Annotated in this window: 10 protein-coding genes and 1 pseudogene; 10 read left to right on the forward strand and 1 reads right to left on the reverse strand. The window is 48.9% G+C overall.

The features are described 5' to 3' along the window. The first annotated feature begins 71 nt into the window (after positions 1-71). From HPS57_RS05910 to HPS57_RS05930, 5 genes and pseudogenes are all read left to right on the forward strand, one after another. A complete protein-coding gene (locus HPS57_RS05910; protein WP_172181140.1) occupies positions 72-1,424 on the forward strand; it encodes a family 16 glycosylhydrolase in 1,353 nt (450 codons plus the stop codon). Between the two features lie 225 nt (positions 1,425-1,649). Next, positions 1,650-2,780 (forward strand): annotated as a pseudogene (locus HPS57_RS05915) (glycoside hydrolase family 5 protein); the annotation flags it as partial. 402 nt (positions 2,781-3,182) lie between these two features. Continuing rightward, positions 3,183-5,411 (forward strand): glycoside hydrolase family 3 C-terminal domain-containing protein, encoded by a 2,229-nt coding sequence (locus HPS57_RS05920; RefSeq protein WP_172181142.1) that lies wholly within the window; start codon positions 3,183-3,185, stop codon positions 5,409-5,411. A gap of 51 nt (positions 5,412-5,462) precedes the next feature. Next, on the forward strand, positions 5,463-7,727 hold the full coding sequence (gene bglX, locus HPS57_RS05925; protein WP_172181144.1) for a beta-glucosidase BglX: 2,265 nt from the start codon (positions 5,463-5,465) through the stop codon (positions 7,725-7,727). 369 nt (positions 7,728-8,096) lie between these two features. Further along, the gene (locus tag HPS57_RS05930; RefSeq protein ID WP_172181146.1) at positions 8,097-9,317 is read left to right on the forward strand and encodes a BT3233 family polysaccharide utilization protein; all 1,221 of its coding nucleotides are present in this window, start codon (positions 8,097-8,099) and stop codon (positions 9,315-9,317) included. Between the two features lie 599 nt (positions 9,318-9,916). Here the strand turns inward: HPS57_RS05930 and HPS57_RS05935 are convergent. Next, positions 9,917-12,823: a triple tyrosine motif-containing protein gene (locus HPS57_RS05935; RefSeq protein WP_172181148.1), complete on the reverse strand. Its 2,907-nt coding sequence runs from the start codon at positions 12,821-12,823 to the stop codon at positions 9,917-9,919. 434 nt (positions 12,824-13,257) lie between these two features. On the opposite strand from HPS57_RS05935, the gene HPS57_RS05940 reads away from it, so the two are divergent. The 5 genes from HPS57_RS05940 (at position 13,258) to HPS57_RS14320 (ending at position 22,983) form a co-directional block, all read left to right on the forward strand. Then, on the forward strand, positions 13,258-16,365 hold the full coding sequence (locus tag HPS57_RS05940; RefSeq protein ID WP_172181150.1) for a SusC/RagA family TonB-linked outer membrane protein: 3,108 nt from the start codon (positions 13,258-13,260) through the stop codon (positions 16,363-16,365). Between the two features lie 18 nt (positions 16,366-16,383). After that, complete coding sequence (locus HPS57_RS05945) at positions 16,384-18,036, forward strand: RagB/SusD family nutrient uptake outer membrane protein (protein ID WP_172181152.1); 1,653 nt, start codon at positions 16,384-16,386, stop codon at positions 18,034-18,036. Positions 18,037-18,235: 199 nt separating this feature from the next. Further along, positions 18,236-18,790 (forward strand): hypothetical protein, encoded by a 555-nt coding sequence (locus tag HPS57_RS05950; protein WP_172181154.1) that lies wholly within the window; start codon positions 18,236-18,238, stop codon positions 18,788-18,790. Positions 18,791-18,866: 76 nt separating this feature from the next. Then, positions 18,867-21,224, forward strand: a complete 2,358-nt coding sequence (locus HPS57_RS05955; RefSeq protein ID WP_172181156.1) for an alginate lyase family protein — start codon at positions 18,867-18,869, stop codon at positions 21,222-21,224. Positions 21,225-21,240: 16 nt separating this feature from the next. Next, entirely contained in the window at positions 21,241-22,983 is a 1,743-nt protein-coding gene (locus HPS57_RS14320; RefSeq protein ID WP_253946476.1) for a glycosyl hydrolase family 18 protein, read from the forward strand. Positions 22,984-23,006: the final 23 nt, after the last annotated feature.

A 23,006-nucleotide genomic window follows, 5' to 3' on the forward strand; every position in this document is an offset into this window, starting at 1 on the left:
CAACATGTGTGGTATCCCCATAATCTGTAAAAACATCAAGCGGTGTAAATAACTCCTGAAATCAAAACGACATGAAAAAATATTTTTGGTTATCCCTGTCTATGCTGTTTCCGCTTGTCGCTTGCGGTGGTAGTGACGATGACAATAGTGGCGACTTGTCAGGCGGAGACCTCACTTGCAGTGTTTCATCCATCGAAGCACCTGCCGTCGGTGGAACCTACACTGTCAATGTTTCGTCGGAGCGTGGCGAGTGGACATCTTATACAACATGCACGGACTGGATAAAGCTCTCCAATGCCAATACAGCATCAAAGAACGGTACTGTGACTGTGAAAATAGAGAAAAACAGCACTACGGCAGCACGTGACGGCAGCATCACCGTAAAGTCTGGTATCAACAATGTTGTTATTCCCGTGAAGCAATCAGCTCCGTTGCAGGTTTCAAAAACCGAGGTGTTCAGCATTTCTGCCGGTGAGAGCATCACTGTTGAGGTTACGGCAGCAGGAACATGGACAGCGGAAAGCGCTGCCGAATGGGCGAAAGTTACACAAAACGGCAACACACTTACGATAACAACCGAAGCCAATGACGCACTTAAAAGTCGCTCGACCACCATTACCATAAAAGCGGGTGAGGAAACTGCGACAATAAATGTGCAGCAGGATTCTGCCGAAGACCGCGACATCAACGCTCCGGAAGGCTATCGTTTGGTGTGGCATGACGAATTCAACGAAGGCTCTGTGCTCAGTAATGAGTGGCGCCATGAGGTGCAGAACTCAGGCTGGGTGAACAACGAACTGCAGAACTATCGCAACGGCACTGCTGACGGAAAACGCGTTACTGAGCTCATAGACGGCAAACTGAAAATAACATGCTTCAAAGGCTCTGACGGAAAAATCTATTCCGGACGCATCTATGCTTGCGAGAACCCTGGCATAAAGTATGGCTACATTGAGGCACGCATAAAGTTGCCGAAAGGAAAAGGCACATGGCCTGCGTTCTGGATGATGCCTTGCAATGTCGATTGGGCTATCGAAGGCTGGCCGAAGTGTGGAGAGATTGACATCATGGAAGAGGTGGGATGCGTTCCTAACGAGGTTTCTTCAAGTCTCCATGCCGAGGGACACAACCACACAAACGGCACTCAGGTGACCGCTGCAAGAATGCTTAAGAATGCTGAGGGTGAGTTCCATACATACGCCATTGAGTGGACAAAGGACAATATCACTACTTATGTTGACGGCGAGTGTCTTCTCAGCTACGACAATGACGGCAAGGGAGTGCGCAACTGGCCTTATGACAAGCCGTACTACATAATCCTTAACCTCGCATGGGGTGGCGCTTGGGGCGGCATGAATGGCGTTGACGAGAGCGCATTGCCGGTGACAATGGAAGTGGACTATGTCAGAGTGTTTCAGAAGTAAAACACAATAATCAAGGCACCCGTACCACTGTGCGTTGCGAAGTGTTACCTTTGGAAACAAGGTAGGTTATCGGGTGATTTCTATGTATTACATTATAATATTTATGACTTTTGCTATATGAAAAAAATAAATCTGTTTGTTACCGCTCTTTTGGCGTTGTTCTTCGTGATGACGCCACAGAGTGGTTACGCTAAGAAGTCACGTTTCGTGACAGTAAAGTGAGTTAACCTCGTGCAGCCTAATGGCAAAAAACTGTTTATCCAAGGCACAAACCTTGGCAACTGGGTGAATCCGGAAGGCTATATGTTCGGTTTCCAAAAGACCAACAGTGTCTGGATGATTGACCAGATGTTGCGCCAGCTTGTCGGGCCGGACGCTGCCGATGAGTTCTGGACAGAGTTTAAGGAAAACTATATCACGAAGGCGGACATCGACTTCATTGCTTCAACAGGTGCCAACACCATCCGTCTGCCGTTCCACTACAAGCTGTTCACCGATGAGGACTATATGGGCAAGACATCCAATCAGGACGGTTTTGCGATAATCGACAAGGTCGTGGAATGGTGCAGGGCTGACGGTCTCTACCTCATCCTTGACATGCACGACACTCCGGGAGGACAGACGGGCGACAACATTGACGACAGCTACGGCTATCCGTGGATATTTGAGAGTGAGCGCAGCCAGCAACTGTTCTGCGAAATATGGCAGCGCATCGCCAACCGTTATAAGGATGAGCCTGTAATCCTTGGCTATGAGCTTATGAATGAGCCTATTGCCCATTTCTTCGAAAATAAGGATGAACTTAACGCAAAGCTCGAACCACTGTATAAACGTGCGGTGAAAGCAATCCGTGAGGTGGACACAAACCATGTTATCCTCCTCGGTGGGGCACGCTGGAACAGCGATTTCTTCATGTTCACCGACTGGAATTTCGACAATAATATAATGTACACCTGCCACCGTTATGGAGGTGATGCCACCGCAGCGGCTATAAAAGATTATATCGATTTCCGTGACAAGACAGGTCTGCCTATGTACATGGGCGAGATAGGCCACAACACTGATGAGTGGCAGGAGAGCTTTGTGCGTGTGATGAAGGACAATAACATCGGTTATACATTTTGGCCTTACAAGAAGGTGGACAACTCTTGCTTTATGGGCATTAAGCGTCCGGAAGGCTGGAATGAGATAATTGTCAAGTTCTCGGAGGCAGACCGCTCCACGTTCCAGAAGATTCGTGAGGCTCGTCCTGACCAGGCGAAGGCACGCACCCTGCTGAAAGAGTTCATCAACAATGCAAAATGCAAGAACTGTATGCCGCAGGAAGGTTACATTAAGTCTTTGCTGATGAAGTGATTATAATTGTGTTCGCTAAACACACTGCAAGGTACTGTGGAGCTTACTCAGAAGGTGTGGCAGCGCCACAGCCTTTACGGTAACCGCAGGCTTTAGCCTTGCGGATTGGCCATAAGCTCCATTGGCTGTGTGGCAGCGCCACACTCATTTATGCTACATCAACTGATAATGACAATAAAGGAGTGTGGTTCTACCACACGGTGTGAGGGATTCCTGTTATAGCCCCACTACTGAATCAGGGGGATACCATAAGGATTGTGGCTCTGCCACACTTTACAGCGACATTAGGATATGATGTTAGGAGATGGAGCTTATCATAAATTGATTGAATTGTAAGGTATTATGTGTATTTACCGGACACAGATGGAATTGAAAATAATGAATTATTGAAATAACTTTTATATGAAGAAGAAATATTTATCGATATTGTTCCTTGCCTTTTCTCTGACAATGCAGGCGCAGAATACGCCAGTCTACCTTGACGAGACAAAGCCTTTGGAGGAACGTGTGGAGGATGCGCTGAAGCGTATGACTCTTGATGAGAAGATTGCCATTATCCATGCGCAGAGCAAATTCTCGGCACCGGGAGTGAAACGCTTGGGCATACCTGACCTTTGGACTGACGACGGCCCGCACGGTGTGCGTCCTGATGTGCTGTGGGATGAATGGGAACAGGCAGGACAGACCAACGACTCGTGCGTGGCTTTCCCTGCATTGACCTGTCTTGCAGCGACATGGAATCCTGAAATGTCACTCATCTATGGCAAGAGTCTTGGTGAGGAAGCGCGCTACCGCAACAAGAATGTTATGCTTGGTCCCGGTGTGAACATCTACCGCACACCATTGAACGGACGCAACTTCGAGTATATGGGCGAAGACCCTTATCTTGCATCCAAAATGGTAGTGCCATACATCCAAGGCTTGCAGAGCCAAGGCGTTGCGGCATGTGTGAAGCATTATGCGCTGAACAATGACGAGGAGTACCGTCATCAGGTGAATGTCATCGTCAGCGACCGTGCCCTTCATGAGATTTATCTGCCTGCTTTCAAGGCTGCGGTGGAGCAGGGCAAGGCATGGTCTATCATGGGTGCATACAACTTGTATAAGAACCAGCATAACTGCCATAATGCAATTTTGCTGAACAAGATACTGAAAACCGACTGGAAATTCGACGGTGCGGTCATCTCTGACTGGGGTGGCACACACAACACAATGGAGGCAATCACCAACGGACTTGACCTTGAGTTCGGATCATGGACAAACGGTCTGACCATGGGAGCAAGCAATGCTTATGACAACTATTATCTTGCACTCCCTTACAGAAAGCTGATTAACGAGGGAAAAGTGGGCACAAAGGAACTTGACGAGAAGGTGCGCCGCGTCTTGCGCCTGCATTTCCGCACCACGATGGACTTCTCCCACCACAACCGCGGCTCACTCTGTTCGGAGGAACACTATGCCACAGCGAACAAGGTGGCTACCGAGGGTATTGTCCTTTTGCAGAACAAGAACAATGTATTGCCAATCAATCCTGCTGCAAAGCGCATACTTGTCGTTGGCGAGAATGCCGTGAAGATGATGACTGTGGGAGGAGGAAGCTCCTCATTGAAGGTGCAGCGTGAGGTCTCTCCGCTTGACGGACTGCGGAAAGCGCTTGCAGGAAAGATGCAGGTGGACTATGCGCGTGGCTATGTCGGTGATGTTTCCGGCAATTATAACGGTGTCACAACAGGTCAGAACCTTGACGACAAGCGTTCTCCGGAAGAGCTCATTGCCGAGGCTGTGGCTAAGGCAAAGGACGCTGACTATGTCGTTTTCTTCGGCGGACTGAACAAGAGCGACTATCAGGACTGTGAGGGACATGATCGCAAGGAGTACGCTTTGCCTTACGGACAGGACAAGGTTGTTGAGGCATTGGCAGCTGTGAACAAGAACGTTGTTTATGTCAACATCTCCGGAAACTGTGTTGCCATGCCATGGAAGGACAAGGTTTCTGCAATCCTCCAGGGCTGGTTCCTCGGTTCGGAGGCAGGCAACGGACTCGCATCTGTTCTCACCGGCGATGTCAATCCTTCAGGAAAACTGCCGTTCACATGGTATGCAAAGCTGAATGATGTGGGTGCTCATGCACTGAACACTTACCCCGGCACATGGCGTGAGAATGAGAAAGTGATTGACGAGGAGTACAAGGAGGGCATCTACGTAGGCTATCGCTGGACAGAAAAGAAGAAAATCAAACCTTTGTTCGCGTTCGGCCATGGTCTGAGCTATACCACTTTCAAGTTTGGAAAGGCAACTGTCAACAATGCGGTTATGGCTTCTGACGGTGAAATAACTGTCAGTGTGGATGTCACAAACACAGGAAACAAGGCAGGAGCGGAAGTCGTTCAGCTGTACGTTGCTGACAAGAAAGCCTCTGTCGACCGTCCTTTGAAGGAGCTGAAAGGTTTCAAGAAGGTGTTCCTTCAGCCGGGAGAGACAAAGTCTGTGAGCATCACCATCAACAAGGATGCACTCAGCTTCTATGATGAGGCGACACAGTCCTGGAAGGCTGAGGACGGTGATTTCGAAGCACTTGTCGGCAATTCTTCAGACAATATTTCAAGCAAAGTGGCGTTTAAATTAAAGTAAAGTGTGCAGAGGCGGAGTTGTTCCGCCTCTGCAATGACATATATTACTGTTATGAAGAAAATATTTCTGTTTGCAATGACATTCTTTGCGCTGTCTGTTTCGGCGCAGGATGCTAAAATGACGAAGTTCATTGATGGGCTTATGTCCAAGATGACGCTGCGTGAGAAAATAGGGCAGCTCAACTTGCAGGTGGCAGGTGACATCACGACAGGTTCTGCACAAGACACTAAAGTGGGTGGGGCAATCGCCGGTGGAAACATTGGCGGAGTGTTCAACCTTAAAGGTGCGGACAAGATTAGGGCACTGCAGGAGATTGCGGTGAAGAGGAGCCGTCTCGGCATTCCGCTCATTGTTGGCATGGATGTCATACACGGCTATGAGACAATCTTCCCGATTCCGCTTGCCATGTCATGCAGCTGGAATCTTGCAGCCATAGAGCATTCCGCGCATATCGCTGCGAAAGAAGCTTCGGCTGACGGTATTTGCTGGACTTACAGCCCAATGGTGGACATCTGTGTCGATGCACGTTGGGGACGCTCCTCCGAGGGAAACGGTGAAGATCCGTATCTGGGTGCGCTGATAGGGCAGGCCATGGTGCGCGGCTATCAGGGCGATTATTCAAAGCAGGACAACATAATGGCGTGCGTGAAGCACTACGCCCTTTACGGTGCGGTGGAGTCCGGACGCGACTATAACACTGTGGACATGAGCCGTGTGCGTATGTACAACCACTATTTCCCACCTTACAAGGCTGCCGCAGAGGCAGGGGCGGGCTCGTTCATGACATCATTCAACATTGTCGACGGTGTGCCTGCGACAGCCAACAGCTGGCTCATCAACGATGTGCTGCACAAGCAATGGAACTACGACGGCTTTGTTGTCACCGACTATGGCTCAATAGGCGAGATGCTCAACCATGGTGTCAGCGAGAATCTCAAGGACGCTTCGGCACAGGCACTGAAAGCAGGAACGGACATGGACATGTGCTCCATGGGATTCCTGAATACTCTGGAACAGTCCGTGAATGAAGGAAAGGTCAGCATGAAGGAGATAGACGACGCATGCCGCCGTGTGCTTGAAGCGAAGTACAAGTTAGGATTGTTCAAGAATCCGTACAAATATTGCGATGCGAAGCGTCGTGCAAAGGACATGTTCACAGCAGAGAACCGCAAGGCAGCACGTGACCTTGCCGCCGAGACTTTTGTACTTCTGAAGAACAAGAACAATGTCCTGCCACTGAAGAAGGTGGGCAAAATCGCACTCATAGGTCCTTTGGCAAACACAAAGGCGAACATGTCGGGAACATGGGTCGTGGCTGCCGTGCCTGAGAAGTATTCCACTTTGAAGGAAGGGTTTGAGCGTGCGCTGCAGGGAAAGGCAGAGTTGCTCTATGCACAGGGTTGCAACGTGACCCGTGATCCTGCCATTCAGGAAGCCGGAGCGTTCGGAAAACCTATCCCACGTGGTGATGATGCGAAGATGAAAGCTGAGGCTTTGGAGATTGCAAAGCGTTCTGACATAATCGTTTGCGCCATGGGTGAGAGTGCGGAGATGTCCGGTGAGAGCAGCAGCCGTGCCGACATCGTGCTGCCGGACGTGCAGCAGGAACTGCTGAAGGAGCTTGTCAAGTTGGGCAAACCTGTCGTACTGCTGAACTTCTCAGGTCGTGCAACGGTGCTGACATGGGAGAGTGAGAATGTCGATGCACTGATGAACGTATGGTTCGGAGGAAGCGAGACAGCCGATGCCGTATGCGATGTGCTCTTCGGCGACAAAGCTCCGTGTGGCCATCTTACAGTGACCATGCCGCAGTCAGTGGGACAAGTGCCACTCTACTATAACCACCTGAACACAGGACGCCCTGTCCGTGAGAATGCAAACCGTTACTACAAGTACCAAAGCAACTACCTTGATGTGCGCAATGACCCGCTTTATCCGTTCGGCTACGGTCTGACATACACAACGTTTGACTACAGTGGCGTGACACTGAGTGCCAAAGCGATGGGCATGGACGGTAAGGTGACAGCTTCGGTGACAGTCACAAACACCGGCAACAGAGAGGCAACGGACGTCGTGCAGCTCTACATCCGTGACCGTGTGGCAAGCATCAGCCGTCCTGTCAAGGAACTGAAAGGCTTTGAGCGCATAACCTTGAAGGCGGGGGAGAGCAAGAAAGTCGATTTCACCATTGACGCTTCAAAGCTCTGTTTCTATGACTCAGAGGGCAACACCGTCCTGGAACCGGGCATGTTCGACATCATGATTGGTCAGGACAGCCGTAATGTGAAGACAGAAAGTCTTGAGCTTTTGAGATAATGTTAGTTAGTTAAACACCATGTCCGTAAGTGCATTTGACAATGTGCTTGCGGACTTTTTAAGCGATAGAGTGGTTGAAATAGTTTGCTGTCCGGTAAAACTCCACAAGTTGTTGTGAAATCACATTTTCATGGGAAATGTTTCGCATAAGTTGTGGCAGAGCCACACTTTACAGCGAAATATGAGTGAGAGAAAAGAAATCGCAGCAATGCAGGGCTGTGGCTTTGCCACACTCTACAGGCAATTCTGTTGCTGTATGTGATGATAGAGGCTTGTCACAACAGAAACAGATTAATGATAATGTGTTGTGCATGTTTGCCGGACAGCAATAATAAAAATAGTTTGAAAATGAAATGTTTTAGGATTATTATGGAAAAGAAAAACAAGACATACAAACCGACAACAACAGTCGGAAACATGGAAAAAGGTACAAAGAAACGCATAACGTCAAGGTTAAAATCAGCGTTCTCCTTGCCTGTCATGCTTGCAGCATTGCTCTCCTCTTGCACCTCCGGCACATCGGTCGTTGTCAGCAATGACTCCGGTCTGAGCCGCAAGAATGAGGTTGTCGAGATAGAGAAACCGCATTTGAAAGCCATGAAAGGCTTTGTGATAAAGGACTCCAAGAACCGCGAAATCCCTTACCAGATTCTCGCCAACGGCAATATTGCCATTCCGGTTTCTGTCGATGCCCACAAGAAAGCTGTCTACAGGATAGCCAAAGGGCAGCCATCTGTCGTGGACACTCTCCTTGCATGGACTTTTCGCGAGGATTGTCAGGACGATTTCGCATGGGAGAATGAGCATGCAGGCTTCCGACTTTACGGCCCGTCTTACAAGGACAAGGGAGGGACGGTGCATGGATATGACATTTGGTGCAAGCGGGACACTCTGCCGATTGTCGAGCGTTTGTACGACCTTAGCCGTGGGCCGAAGCGGATAACGTTCCATAAGGATCATGGGGAAGGCTTTGACGGATACACCGTAGGGCCGACTCTTGGGGCAGGCTCAAGTGCTCTTGTGTGTGGCGATTCCATACTTTATTCCACGGCTTACCGCACTTTCGAGGTCATTGACTTCGGTCCGTTGAGGCTTGCCGTGCGTTTCGTCATCGACGGCATGACGGTAAATGGCAGCTATGTGCAGGAGACGAGGACACTAACCCTTGACCGTGGCGCGCATTTCAATAAGGTTTCATCGATTTTCAACGGACTGAAAGAGACGACACCTGTCATCTCCGGTGTGGTGGTTCATGCCGATAATCCGGAGGGATACTCACTTCTGCCTGACTGTGGGGCAGTCGCTGTTGTCGATCACGCTGACGATCGCAAAGTCGATAATGGCGATATTTACATCGCAGCCATAGTGCCCGACGCATCGAAATGTGAGTTCATGCCTGTTGTTCCAACGACAGCCAACGCCATAGGCCATGTGGTTGTAAAGTCGGCAGTAAGTCCCGGAATCCCTTATGTGTATTACTTTGGTTCGGGATGGAGCAAGAATACCGTCCGTTCACAGGCAGAGTGGGAGCGCATTATAAAGGAGCATGCGCTGAAAATAAAGCATCCTTTGAAAGTCAGTCTGCGCTGAATGGAGAAAGCGGAGTGTCTTTTTTGAAAGTGAGGGACGGACTCTTTTCATCTGCCGGCATAGTGTTGTGAGAACAGAAAAAGTGCATGAGTTTTCTAATGCGCTATTTATCATAATGTGAAAAGCGAGCCTTTTCAAGGCGCACAAACACACTTGATGGCGGCATTTATGACCTTCTGCACAGTGAAAGGTAACCTTTTTCAGTGCGAAAGGTATCTGTTTAAGGTGCAAAAGGTTATGAAAAACACTGCAATTAGTTACCTTTCATGGTGCTTTTGGTAACGAATTGCAGTGTTTTTTTGCTTGTTTGAGGTTGTTTGGATTTCTAATTCGCTGATTTATAGTATAATACAAAAAACGAAAATTCGTGCGTTTTTCAGGAAATTTCCTTTCGTTTTTTATTCTACGCAAATTATGGAGGGCAAAAATAGTGTGAGTTTTCTTATACAGGTTATGGCTCTAAGAATTAAAAGAAAGAAAAGAATTGGCTTCGCCTCGGCATGGTTTGTTCGCATGCGGACTCAGAGGATTTAAGCGGATTCTTTCCTTTCTTTGGATTCTTAGAGAGACAACAATCCTTTGAGATACACGAGTATGGCTTACGCCTGGCTGAACTTCCGCAGGAACTCGGAGAGGTTTTCGCCCTCTTCCAAACCCAGTTTGCGGCGGATGCGGTAACGGCTGATTTCCACTCCACGCACGGAAATGTTCATCAGCGGGGCAATCTCCTTTGACAGCAAGTCCATCTGTATGTATGCGCACAGCAGCTCCTCACGCTTCGAGAGGGTAGGGCACGCCTCCCGCAGCTTGCCGAAGAAACTGTTGTGTACGATGTCGAAGGTGCGCTGGAACTCCTGAAGGTCATTGTCGTGCGAGATGTTGTTGTTGATGTCACCAATCAGTTTCAGCAGTTTACGCTTTGTTGCCGACGGGTCATCGTCTCCGGTTGCCTTGTAGATGTTTGTCGCATCCTTTTTCAGCTCCAGGAGGATTTCATTCTTTCGCGCAAGGTTCAGTGTCGTGTTCACCAGCTCTTCCGACTTGCGGCGTAGCTCCGCCTGCAGGTTCTCTTCAAGCAGTGTGTTTATCTCCTGTTCCTTTTTCTCCGCCTCTTCCTGGAATATCTCCTTTTGCTCATTCAGCTCCCTGTTCTTCGCAGACACTATGCGCTGCTTGCTTCTGCGAAACAGGTGCAGGATGTATGCGACGCATGCGGCAGCCATGATAAGATACAGCATGTAGCTCCACCATGTGCGGTACCATGGCGGCAGCACCCGGAAGTGCACACTTGTCTCTATATAATCCTCACTTTCAATGGTTTTCGCTTTGACATGGAACACATAATCACCTTCATGAAGGTTGGTGAACTCCTTTACATTGCTTTCGTAAGGCCCGCTCCATTCCCCTTTCTTGCCATTATGGTCAAGGCGGTAGGAGTATTGTGTCGGGAACGCTTTGGAGAAGTTTGTCGCGCTCCATTCTATGCGTACCGAATTGTTTGCGTATGGAATCACCACTTCGCCCATGCCCTCCGCCTCTCTGTAGCTGCGCCCGTAGAGGAGCGAGTCGGAGGGTGAGGTGATGTACAGCCGCCTGATCTCCACGGTCGACACATGCTTCTTCATGGCGTTGGCATTGGACAAGTCCAGTAGCGAGAAGCCATGCTCGGATGCAAGGATGGCATAATTGTTCCATACGGTGACATTCTCGAAGTCCACGGTCAAGGCATTGTTCAGGTAAACATCGCAGGTTCGGGACACATTCTTGTTGTTCTGAATGTCATAGCGTGACAGGAACAAGGCATGTCCGTCCGAATACCACAGGTTGTAGAGATGGTCGGCAAAGATGTAGGAATACTTCCTGTTTGTTGCCGGCAGCAGCTTTTCCAGTTCTGTGTCTCTCGCTATTGTGTCGGCAGCATGGTTGTAGGTGAACAGTCCGTCACGTGTTGCTATGCACACCTTGTCATTGACCACAGTGAGCGACATGTCGGTGGATACGGATTTCAGCCATTTGTTGTATTTCTTCTGCTTCACAACCTTTGTGCCGTCGGCAGACAGCTTCAGGCGGAACAGTCCGTCGCCTTTGTTTGCAAACCACAATGTCCGCTCATCGTGAGGGTCGGCAAGCAGTTGCTTGCACGATGCCGAAAAGTTGCCTACTTTGCCTTTTACCACCCATTTCGCGTTTTCCTTCCCTATCAGGTGCAATCCGCGGTCAGTGCCGTAGCATCCTGCAATCATGGCATCCTTCACTCCCGGCAAGGCAGCTATCTGCCTTACGCCACGGCAACCGTGCAGTATTGTTGCATTTCCGGCGGCATTGATGACTATCACTCCGTTTTCATTGGCACAGAAAAGTTCGCCATTGTGTGGCGTGAACTGCCACACCTGTCCGTAAGTGTTGGTCAGGAACTTCACTTCGCTGCCATGGAGAGTGCCCGGCAGTCCGGTGTGGTAGACACCTCGGTTAGTGCCCAGATACAGGCGTCCTCCGAAAACGCATGAGGCGTATCCCGCTCCGATGGCCGATGTCTTTCCCAAGAGCAAGTGCTCTGCTGACGACAGCACGATGTAGTCAATGCCGGTGTCGAACCCCACCCATAAGTTTCCGTCACTGTCAAATGTCAGGCATCTCACGGTCTGGTTCTGCAGTCCGTTGTGTGAAGATATGATTTTTGTTTCCCCTGTGCGTATGTTGACAAGGGCTATTCCGTCCAAAAGTGTGCCTATGGCTAACTGTTCTCCATTGATTGCGGCACAGCAGATGTCGTCCTTCCTGAAGAAGTCATCCGCCAATGTCGAGACATGATGCGTCCCCTCCTGACGGCTCCATGTGTAGATGCCGTCAAAGCGAGTGATTATGGCAAGTTTCCCGTTGTATGCCAGCATGCTTACAATCCTTTTGTTGCTCAATGCCTCCTGTGACGGAAGTCTGACAAAAGTATTGCCCTTCAGTTCCATTATTCCGTCATGTGTGGCTACAAACAGCCGGTTGTTGATAGCCACTGACGAATTTATGGTAGATTTTGTGTCAAGTACATGCAGCGAGTTGTTCTTATACATTATTATATTACGGTCATCTTGGAAATAGACACATTTGTCTCCAAGCATGATGTTGCGCACCACTCCGACATGCACCTTGTCCATTATGCGTTTGTACAACGAGATGAAGTGCATCCCTCCTTTTCCGTCAGGTTCGAAATATCCGAAGTTGGACATCGAACCTACGTACAATCTTCCGTCAGGCGATTTGCGTATGGCTCTCGCCTTATGGCCGTTCACGGAATATGTGTTCCACCGCACTCCGTCATATTCTGCCACTCCGTTGCTGTTGGCAACATATATCCATCCGTTGTCTTGCTGCTCTATCATCCAGTTCTGTGCGGCGAAGTTGTACGCATGGTGAGGGTAGTTGATTATGGGATATTGCCATGTTGCATCCTTTTGAGGCATGGCTTTCAGTGTTACCAGTAAGACGGCCAAGGTAAGGAATAGGTTTTTCATAACAGGTTTTAAGTTATTATTGCTATACAAAATTAATAAAAAATATGTAATTATACAAATTAATTTGAGAAAATGAGAAAACTAACATTCATTAACAAAGTAAAGTGTCAGAGTGGATTCGTGTTTTCAGATAGTATTGATATTCAGTAAGATGTCTTTTTGTAAATATAACATTTAATAAAAGAATAATATGGAAACAGATGTGATTATTGGCTTATGAGAAAGTGATGATGTAATGAAAATGTACGAATGAGAAAGCGTAAGTGTATTACATTTTTTTACTTTTGTTGATATATGTACTACTTTTGCATGTGCTAATGCAAATCGAGTGCATGACAATCCGGCGTGCTTGCATGTTGGTGCCGAGATGCCGCTTAGCTTTACGTTCGGAAATCATTCAACTTTATTTATTAACTAAAACAACAGTATTAATTATGCAACAACCTTTCTGCAAATGTAGAACTGTCTTCCTGCTTGTGGTAGGCTTTCTGCTTTCATGTAAAGTCCAGGTGGCATTAGCCCAGGACGTTATCCAAGCGTTGGGAACGGTAATTGACGCTGACACCAAAGAACCTCTTTTGGGCGTGGTGGTCAAATCGTCAGACGGCAGCGCAGGTGTGACAACCGACCTTGACGGTAATTTCAAAATCAAGGTGACACGAGGCGCGATGTTGGTGTTCTCTTATATAGGTTATGAGAACAAGACAATGAAGGCTTCTGAAAAGATGGCGGTTCAGCTGGCTTCGTCGGCAACCAATCTTGACGATGTGGTGGTTGTCGGTTATGGCACACAGAAGAAAGTGAACCTCAGCGGCGCTGTAAGCCAGATCAGTGGTGATGAAATCGCCTCCAAGCCTGCTTCCGATGCTCTTTCAGCCATGCAGGGTCAGATGCCGGGTGTGGCAGTGTTGCGCGGTGGCGGTGAGCCCGGCGCAGAGACCTCCGGTTTGCGCATCCGTGGCTTCTCTTCTGCCAACAGTACATCAACACTTGTCCTTATCGACGGTGTTGAAGGCGACCTTGCTCTTGTCAACCCTAATGACATTGAGTCTGTCTCAGTGCTGAAGGACGCGTCAGCCTGTGCCATCTATGGTGCGCGTGCCGCTTCCGGTGTTGTTCTTGTGACAACCAAGAACGGCTCTTCCGGCAAGGTGAAAGTTTCTTACAATGGCTATTTGGCTGTCAACACTCCGGGAAACATGCCTGAGCGTCTGCCGGCATGGGAGGAGCAGGAGTTTCTTAATATCTCACGTATCAATGACAATGGAAAGATAGAGTGGAGCCCGGAGCAGAGTTCTTGGGTAGCAAACCCTAACTTCAACTACCGTCCTAACAACAATGGACGTTGGGATCTTTTCCAGGCAACAAACTGGGTTGCTGAAGGAACAAAGAAGCACACATCCCAGCAAAATCATTCATTGTCAGTGTCCGGAGGAACAGACAAGCTCAACTATCTTGTCTCTGCCAATTTCTTCACAAAGAACGGACTCCTTAAGTATGGTCCGGACAAGAACGACCGCTACAACCTTCGTATGAAGTTGAACAGCAAGGTCAATGACCACATCTCTTTCAATGTGCAGGCAAGCTATGTCCAGCAGATCACAAAACAGACACCTTATGGCTCGAAGAATATCCTTAACACTCTGTATCGTGTCCGCGGACGCCAGCCTATCTTCCAGCCGGAAGAGGATATAAATGAGAATCCTTATAATGGTGATTTGCAGATTAATGCCATTGACATCATGAAGAATGGCGGTGTGACAGAGAATATTTATACTGCTTATATGGGAAAGGGCGAGCTTAACATTAAGGACTATTTCGTGAAAGGTCTTGCTCTTAAGCTCAGTGCCAGCCGTCAGGCAAGCTATTGGAAGCAGAACAGGAATCAGCGTAACCTCGTATGGTACAACCGTCTTGGCAATTCCATCCGTAACCAGTACGCTAATCCGAACCAACTTACAAAAACAAGAAACGATGATTATCACGACAATGCGGAGGCTGTGCTCACATACAACACCAAGTTGGGCAAGCATAGCATTTCAGCATTGTTGGGTACATCTTATGAGCGTTATCGCAAGGATGAGATAAGCGGAACGGTGAAGAATCTCAATTCTAATGATTTCTTCTCTTTCAACTATTATGACAACTCAGTGTTGACTAACACCAACATTAGTGACAAAATCGAGACATGGGCGATGATGTCTTACTTCGGACGTGTCAACTATAACTATGACGACCGCTATCTTTTCGAGGCAAACTTCCGTCGTGACGGCAGTTCACGTCTTGCACCAAGCAATCGTTGGGAGACATTCCCGTCAGTGTCCGGTGCATGGCGCGTATCCGAGGAGAAATGGTTCAATGTTCCGGTCATCAGCAATTTGAAGCTTCGTGCCTCTTGGGGACAGCTGGGTAACGGTGCCATCCTTGGTCTCTACGATTACATTGCTCTCATCAACAGCAACAATAACGGTGGCGAGGCAAACTACTACCAAAGTGATATGGCCTCTACTTCTAAGACATGGGAGATTATCTCTACAACAAACATCGGTATTGACCTCGGGCTCTTCAACAACTCTCTCCGTATCACTGCCGATTACTATTGGAAGAAGAATGACAATATGCTCGCAAACCTTGAGCTTCCACACATTGTTGGTATATCTGTTCCAAAATCCAATGTTGGTGAGTTGAAGACATGGGGCTGGGAAATCGATGTCAACTACAGCAACAAGTTCAAGGACTTGAAGTACAGCATCGGATTTAACCTTTCTGACAGCCAGAATGAGGTTGTGCGTTATGATGGCTCAAGCTCAATATGGGCAGGTACTGTAGGCATCCTCGAGGGCTATCCGCTTAACTCAATCTGGGGCTACCGGACTGACGGCTATTGGAGCAGCCGCGAAGAGTATCTTGCTTACAAGGAGGCACATCCGGGCTATCAGTCGTTCCAGGATGCACGCGTCTCCGGTGGTGACATCAAGTATGTGGCACAGGGCAACCCTGACCACACAATCGGAGCCGGTGGTGGTACACCGGACGATCCGGGTGACCTTGTCTACCTTGGCGACACCAACGCACGCTATTTCTATGGCATCACACTTAATCTTGAGTGGCGCGGCTTCGACTTCAGCTGCATGTTCCAGGGTGTGGGCAAGCGCAATGTTGTCATCAATGCAGGCGACCTTGCACCACTTGCACAGACTTACAACATGCCTTGGACTATCCACCGTGATTACTGGACAGAGGACAATCCTAACGCTTACTGGCCACGAATCATCAGCGGACAGTCTTACAACTACAACCCTTCTGACCGTTGGGTGCAGGATGCGTCTTACATTCGTTTGAAGAATCTTCAGCTTGGTTACACAATCCCACTCAAGACAAAGGGCATCGACCGTCTGCGTGTGTATGTTTCCGGTCAGGACATTTGGGAGCATTCCAACATGTTGAAGGTGTTTGACCCTGAGGTAGGCAACACACCAAGTTCAAGCAACACCTATCCATTCTTCCGCACATGGGCATTTGGTGTAAATCTTTCATTCTAATCTCTAAACATTAAAATAATGAAACATATAATATATTCATTGCTTATCGGTGCAGCCGGTCTCACACTTTCAAGCTGTGACCTTGACATGACTCCGGAGACAACCCTGTCTGACGCCAACTATTGGAATACAGAAGGAGACTTGCGTGGTGCCTGCAACCGTTTCTATCAGCAGTTGGGAGGAAGCCTTGGTGGCTTCAACCATGACTATCGTTCTGACGAACTGAGGGGAAACTCGGCAAACGGCACGAGCGACGGCAGCCGTACAGTGCCTAACACCTCAGGTGATTGGACTGACCCATATTGGAGAATCTTCATCTCAAACAACATCTTGGAGAAGGGACTCAAGGCAAATGTTTCGGAATCTGTCCGTGACCGCTACTTCGCAGAGGCACGCTTCTTCCGTGCGTTCCACTATTTTGAGCTTGTGAAGAAATACGGCGACGTGCCTCTTCTCCTCAAGGCCGTCAGCGACACCGGCGACCCTGTGCTGAAGATGGGGCGCACACCACGCGAAGAAGTAATCCAGCAGTGCATCGCTGACTTGGACTTCGCTGCCAAGAACCTTCCTGACATAGACCATCTGGACTCTTGGGGACATGTCTCTCGTTCTGCTGCTCTTGCGATGCTTGTGCGCGTAGGCCTTTACGAAGGAACTCACAAGAAGTACCACCATACAGAGGGCGGTGACTACAAGGCTCATCTCAAAGTGGCAATCGATGCTGCCGAGCAGATGATTAATGTAGACAAGAAGCACGACCTCTATCCTGATTTCGCAAAGCTCTTCACTTTCGATGGTGAAGGCCGTCAGAATAAGGAGAATGTGTTTGTGAAGATATACGGACCTAATGGTGCAGGAACAACAACTCACAACAACAGCCGTACGATGGAGAATACTGCTCACGTCACTCGTCAGACCATTGACAAGTTCCTGTATGTCGACGGACTGCCACGTGAGAAATCGCCTCTGAAGGTTTCTCCTGAGACATCTTATGATGACATCTTTGTAAACCGTGACCCACGTCTTGAGAAGACAGTATGGAAACTTGGTGAAGATGCTTATAAGGGTGAGTACAAGCCATTTGCCTTCGGTGAGGCATATAACCTCAAGAAAGGCTTCATGATGAGTGAGTGGGAGACACAGCAGAAAGAGACTGTCGACAAGATGATAATCCGCTATGCAGAGGTGCTTATCTCCTATGCTGAGGCTCTGTACGAGTATAACGGCTCAATAACTGACGATCAGCTTGACAAGACAGTCAACGCTATCCGCCAACGTGCCGGCATGCCTGCTATGCTCACAAACGCTTTTGCCAATGCCAACGGACTTGACATGCTTGAGGAAATCCGCCGTGAGCGTGCTGTGGAGTTTGTCGATGAGTGCCTGCGCTACGATGACATCATCCGCTGGAAGATAGCTGAGAAAGTGTTGCCGACAAACATCCTTGGACTGAAATTCATTGCAGAGGAGACAACACGCACCCGTGACGAAATGGTTGACCGCCTTACCACAGGAACAGACGCTGTCTACAATGAGCCGGATGTCTACATCCTTGAGTTTGCAGCAAACCGCCGTTTCGACCCTGCGAAGGATTATCTCTATCCTATACCGCTGTACGAGATTTCACATTCCGATGGCAACGTGGTGCAGAATCCGGGCTGGCGCGAATAAAGAAAGTTAGTTAAACAATAGAGGTTTCATAGAGTTAAAGTTAAGTGTATTTGTGCATGCTCAAAGAGGCATTTTTCCGAGTCGCTGACTCGGGAATGTCAAGTCGCCGACTCGGGAAAATGTCCTCTTAGAGCTGCTCTGCAAGATATGATATTTAACCGTGAAACAAAAGTCAAACAAATATTCAAAAATCAGAATAATGAAAAAGTTAATGTATATGGTATCGCTCCTTTTCTGTTGTGCATTCTTCACAGCATGCAGCGACGATGACTGGAGCAATGAGGATGCTCCTTTGCAGAATGTCTATTACTTCGGCTTCGAGGATTGGGTTACCCAGACCAAGAAGAGCAACAGTATCGAGGTTGATGCTGCCCATGGTGCTACCGCTGTGCTGCCTATGCAGTTCTGGTGCGAATACATCCGTTCTTATGATGTCGTGACCTACTACTGGGTGGTGAGCAACCTTACGCTCGGCACTGACTATCAGGTGGTGGACGACAACGGCAACCCACTGACTCCTGGTGCCAACGGCGCTTATTTATTTACATGGCCACAGGCTAAGAAGGGTGTGAAGAATGTGAACATCAAGGCTCTTAACGGTGCAGAGGGCAAGGTGGTGGTGCAGACATTCGACCCTGCTTCCGACGTGGAACTCTCAAACCAGGATGTGGAGTCTACGGTTCAGACACGCAATGACCAGTACGAAGTGCGCATATTCACACAAAACTACATGGCTACTGTTAACATAAAGTAAAATTGTGAAATGTCTGGCAAGTGCAGAAAATACTTGTCAGTCATTTCCGTTTATACACTTAGACAACTAACTTGATATGAAGAAGAAATTTATAATAATTTTTGCGCTATGCTCGACAATGTTGGCAAATGCCCAGTCCGTTTGGGAAATGGAGCATCTTGCCAATGTGAGGCAGAAGAAGGACACTCCGTTCTATGCCGCTGCATACAAGGCGCTGATAGCCGAGTCGGACAAGCTGCTTGACACGGAAGCTCCTTCCGTCATGGACAAGCCGTACACTCCGGCAAGCGGTTCGAAGCATGACTACATGAGCATTGCCCGCTATTCATGGCCTGACCCGTCAAAGCCTGACGGACTGCCATACATAACACGTGACGGCAGAAGCAATCCTGAACTGTACAAGTATGACCGTGAACCTCTTGGCCGTATGGCGAATGCTGTGACAACGCTTTCATTGGCATGGTATTTCAGTGGTGATGAGCGTTATGCGCAGAAGGCTGTGAGCTATCTGAACACATGGTTCTTGGACAAGCGCACGATGATGAACCCTAACCTTAACTATGCTCAGGTGATTCGCGGTCAGGACAATGACCGTGGGCGCAGCTACGGAGTCATCGATTCTTATTCCTTTGTGGAGATGCTTGATGCGGTGCAGTTGCTGCAGCAGTCACGCTCTTTTCCTAAGAAGGACCGGCAGCAGCTGAAGAAGTGGTTCTCCCGCTTCACACAATGGCTGCTTACAAGTCCGCTTGGCAAGCAGGAGGCAAAGAACGGCAACAACCATGCCGTAGCGTATGACACTCAGGTGGCTGCCTATGCTTTGTTCATCGGTGACAAGCCTTTGGCACAGAAAATCCTGTCAGCAGTGCCGGAAAAGCGAATCTACACTCAGATTGAGCCGGACGGAAGGCAGCCGCATGAGTTGCGCCGCACATTGGCTTTCCATTATTCACAGTATAACATCGGTTTCTTCGTAGACCTTGCTCTTATGGGCAAAAAGATAGGGTTGGACATGGCCGGGCAGGCATCTGCCGACGGGCGTTCCATGCTTAAGGCGGTGGATTACCTCACATCCTATCTTGTGCGTCCTGCCGATGAGTGGCCTTACAAGCAAATCAGCGATATGGAAGGCGCAAGGCAATCATTCTGCCGGCAGCTTTACAAGACTGCAAAATATCTTGGAGACCCTGACGGAAAGTATATGGCGGCCTATATGCAGGAGCGCATCGACCGTCCTGCCGACCGCTTCCGCCTTGTCTATGAGCAACCGACACTGACCGATGAAGCATACGCATTTGCTGCCGAGCAGTTGCGCTATGCCATTACATGTGCGGACAAGGCAAAGCGTGACCCGAAGAATGCGGCACAGCGCCGTGTCACTCCGCGTTCACTCCGCAAGGATGGTTCTTTGGCAATGGTTGGCTCTTATGACTGGTGTTCAGGATTCTTCGCCGGCTCATTGTGGCAGATGTATGAATACACTCACGACCAATATTGGCGTGAACAGGCTATCTCATGGACATGGCCGATAGAGGATGCGAAGCTACATACCGGAACTCACGACCTTGGCTTCATGATTGGCGACAGTTTTGGAAAGGCATGGGAGCTCACCGGTGAGCAGTCCTATCGCGATGTGATGATTCGTGCGTCAAAGTCATTGATAACACGTTTCCGTGACAACATCGGATGTATCCGTTCATGGGACCATAACCGTGACAAGTGGCAGTATCCTGTGATTATCGACAACATGATGAATCTTGAGATGCTGTTCAAGACAACACAGCTCACAGGTGATTCCACTTATTGGAAGATAGCCGTGCGTCATGCCGACACTACGTTGAAGAACCATTTCCGTCCTGACGGCTCATCGTTCCATGTCGTGGACTACGATATGGAGACAGGAAAGGCTCGCATCCATTGCACACATCAGGGTTACAGTGATGATTCCTTCTGGAGTCGTGGCCAAGGATGGGCGGTTTATGGCTACACCATGTGCTACCGTTTCACTCATGACAAGCGCTATCTTGACCATGCACGCAAGGTGGCACGTTTCATCCTTTCATTGCCGAACACTCCTGCCGACGGTATCTTCTATTGGGACATGAAAGAGCCTCGCACGCTTGCCCTGCGCAATGGGGAAAGCATTGCTGCTGTGCCTCGTGATGCATCTTCGGCGGCTCTTGTTGCTTCCGCATTCTATGAGCTGGCACAGTATGTGGCAGCGGAAGAAGGCCGATCCTATCGTCAGGCGGCAGATAAGATTCTGCAAAGCCTGCATGATGGCTATGAGTCAAAGATTGGCGAGAATCAGGGATTCCTGCTCCTCCATTCCACAGGTCATCATCCCGGATGTTCAGAGATAGATGTTCCTATCAACTATGCCGATTACTATTATTTGGAAGCTCTGCGCCGTAAGGCTGAGCTTGCAAAATAAACTTCTGCAAAAGCAAATGTTAAGACGATTTTTTTCTATGCTTACTCTGCTGCTCCTCGCTTTCAATGCGTGGGCAGCAGAGAGCAAAGTAGTTGTTGCCTACGTAACATCTTGGAGTGATGTCATGCCCGATCCGTCGTGCATGACACATATTAATTATGCCTTTGGGCATGTGGGTACGGATTTCCGCTCTGTAACCATTGACAATCCGAAACGCCTGAAGTCAATCGTAAGCCTGAAAGGTAAGAATCCGCAGCTCCTCATATTGCTGTCCGTAGGAGGGTGGGGCAGCGGCCGTTTCAGTGAGATGGCTGCAAATGAGGAAACACGCAAGGCGTTCGCGGATGACTGCCGCCGTACGGTCGATGATTATTCCCTTGACGGCATAGACATTGATTGGGAATATCCTACCAGCAACGCCGCTGGCATATCAGCTTCGCCTGACGATACTCGGAATTTCTCGCTGCTTATGAGCGACATCCGTCAGGCTATCGGCAAGGAAAAGCTGCTGACACTTGCCACGGTGGCTTCTGCCGAATACATTGATTTCCATGCCATTCTGCCATACGTTGATTTCGTCAACGTTATGTCTTACGATATGGAGGTAGCACCGAAACATCATGCTGCGCTCTTCGATTCAAAGAACAGTGGTGGGATGACTGCCGACCGTGCGATAAAGGCACACCTCAAAGCCGGTGTGCCGGCAGACAAACTTGTAATGGGAATGCCGTTCTATGGTCGTGGAAAGAAATATGTCGGTGACTTTCTTGATTACAAGAACATTGACTCTGCCAAAGGTAATTCTGTGGAGAAATGGGATAATGTGGCGAAAGTCCCTTATCTTGCCGATGCTGACGGCAATCTTATCTGCGGTTACGACAATCCTCGTTCCATTGCCTTGAAGTGCCAATACATTCTTGACAATGGTCTTCTTGGAGGAATGTATTGGGATTATGCCGGCGATAATGCCAAAGGCAGTCTTCGCCTTACAGTCAAGGAACAATTGCTTGACAAAAGCCACTCTGACTATCCTGCACGTTATGCCCGTGAGCCACGCTTCCGTGCGCTTTTCGTTTATGACCCTCATGCCGAGCCTGCCCATGTTGAGTTTGACAAGCAAGCTCTTGAGTTCTTTCATCGCTTGTCTTACGGAGAAGGTTTCTTGTATGATGTTGCGGAAAGTCTTTCCGGTTACACTCTTGAAAAGATGCAGCAGTATGACATGATTATCATGCTCAATGCTCTGCCGGGCATCGGTGAGCGTGAGGCATTCCAACGATACATGGAGAATGGTGGAGGCTGGCTGGGCTTCCATGCTTCTGCTTTCAACAATGAGGACACCGGTTGGCAGTGGTTCAATGAGTTTCTTGGTTGTGGCAGTTTCCTTTGCAACAACTGGCCGCCACAGCCAGCACTCGTAGTGTGCGACACTGACAGGCATCCGATTACCAAGAATCTTCCCGAGAAGTTTGTGGTGCCTGCCAGTGAGTTCTACCAATGGCAGCCAAGCCCTCGTCTTGACCCTGATGTGCAGGTGCTTGTCTCCATATTGCCTGACAATTATCCTTTTGGCATCAAAGATGTTGTCTTGCGAGGAGATTTCCCGATTGTATGGTCAAACACTCGCTACCGCATGGTTTATCTAAACATGGGACATGGCAACAGAGGCTTTTCGGACGCAACTCAGAATCTGCTTATCACCAATGCGTTCCGCTTTGTCGCCAGCCAAAGTCCCAAAGGCGACCCATTTGCAAAATAATCTCCGGTTTGTACAATTAAAAC

The organism is Palleniella intestinalis (assembly GCF_013166595.1).
Classification (GTDB): domain Bacteria; phylum Bacteroidota; class Bacteroidia; order Bacteroidales; family Bacteroidaceae; genus Prevotella; species Prevotella intestinalis.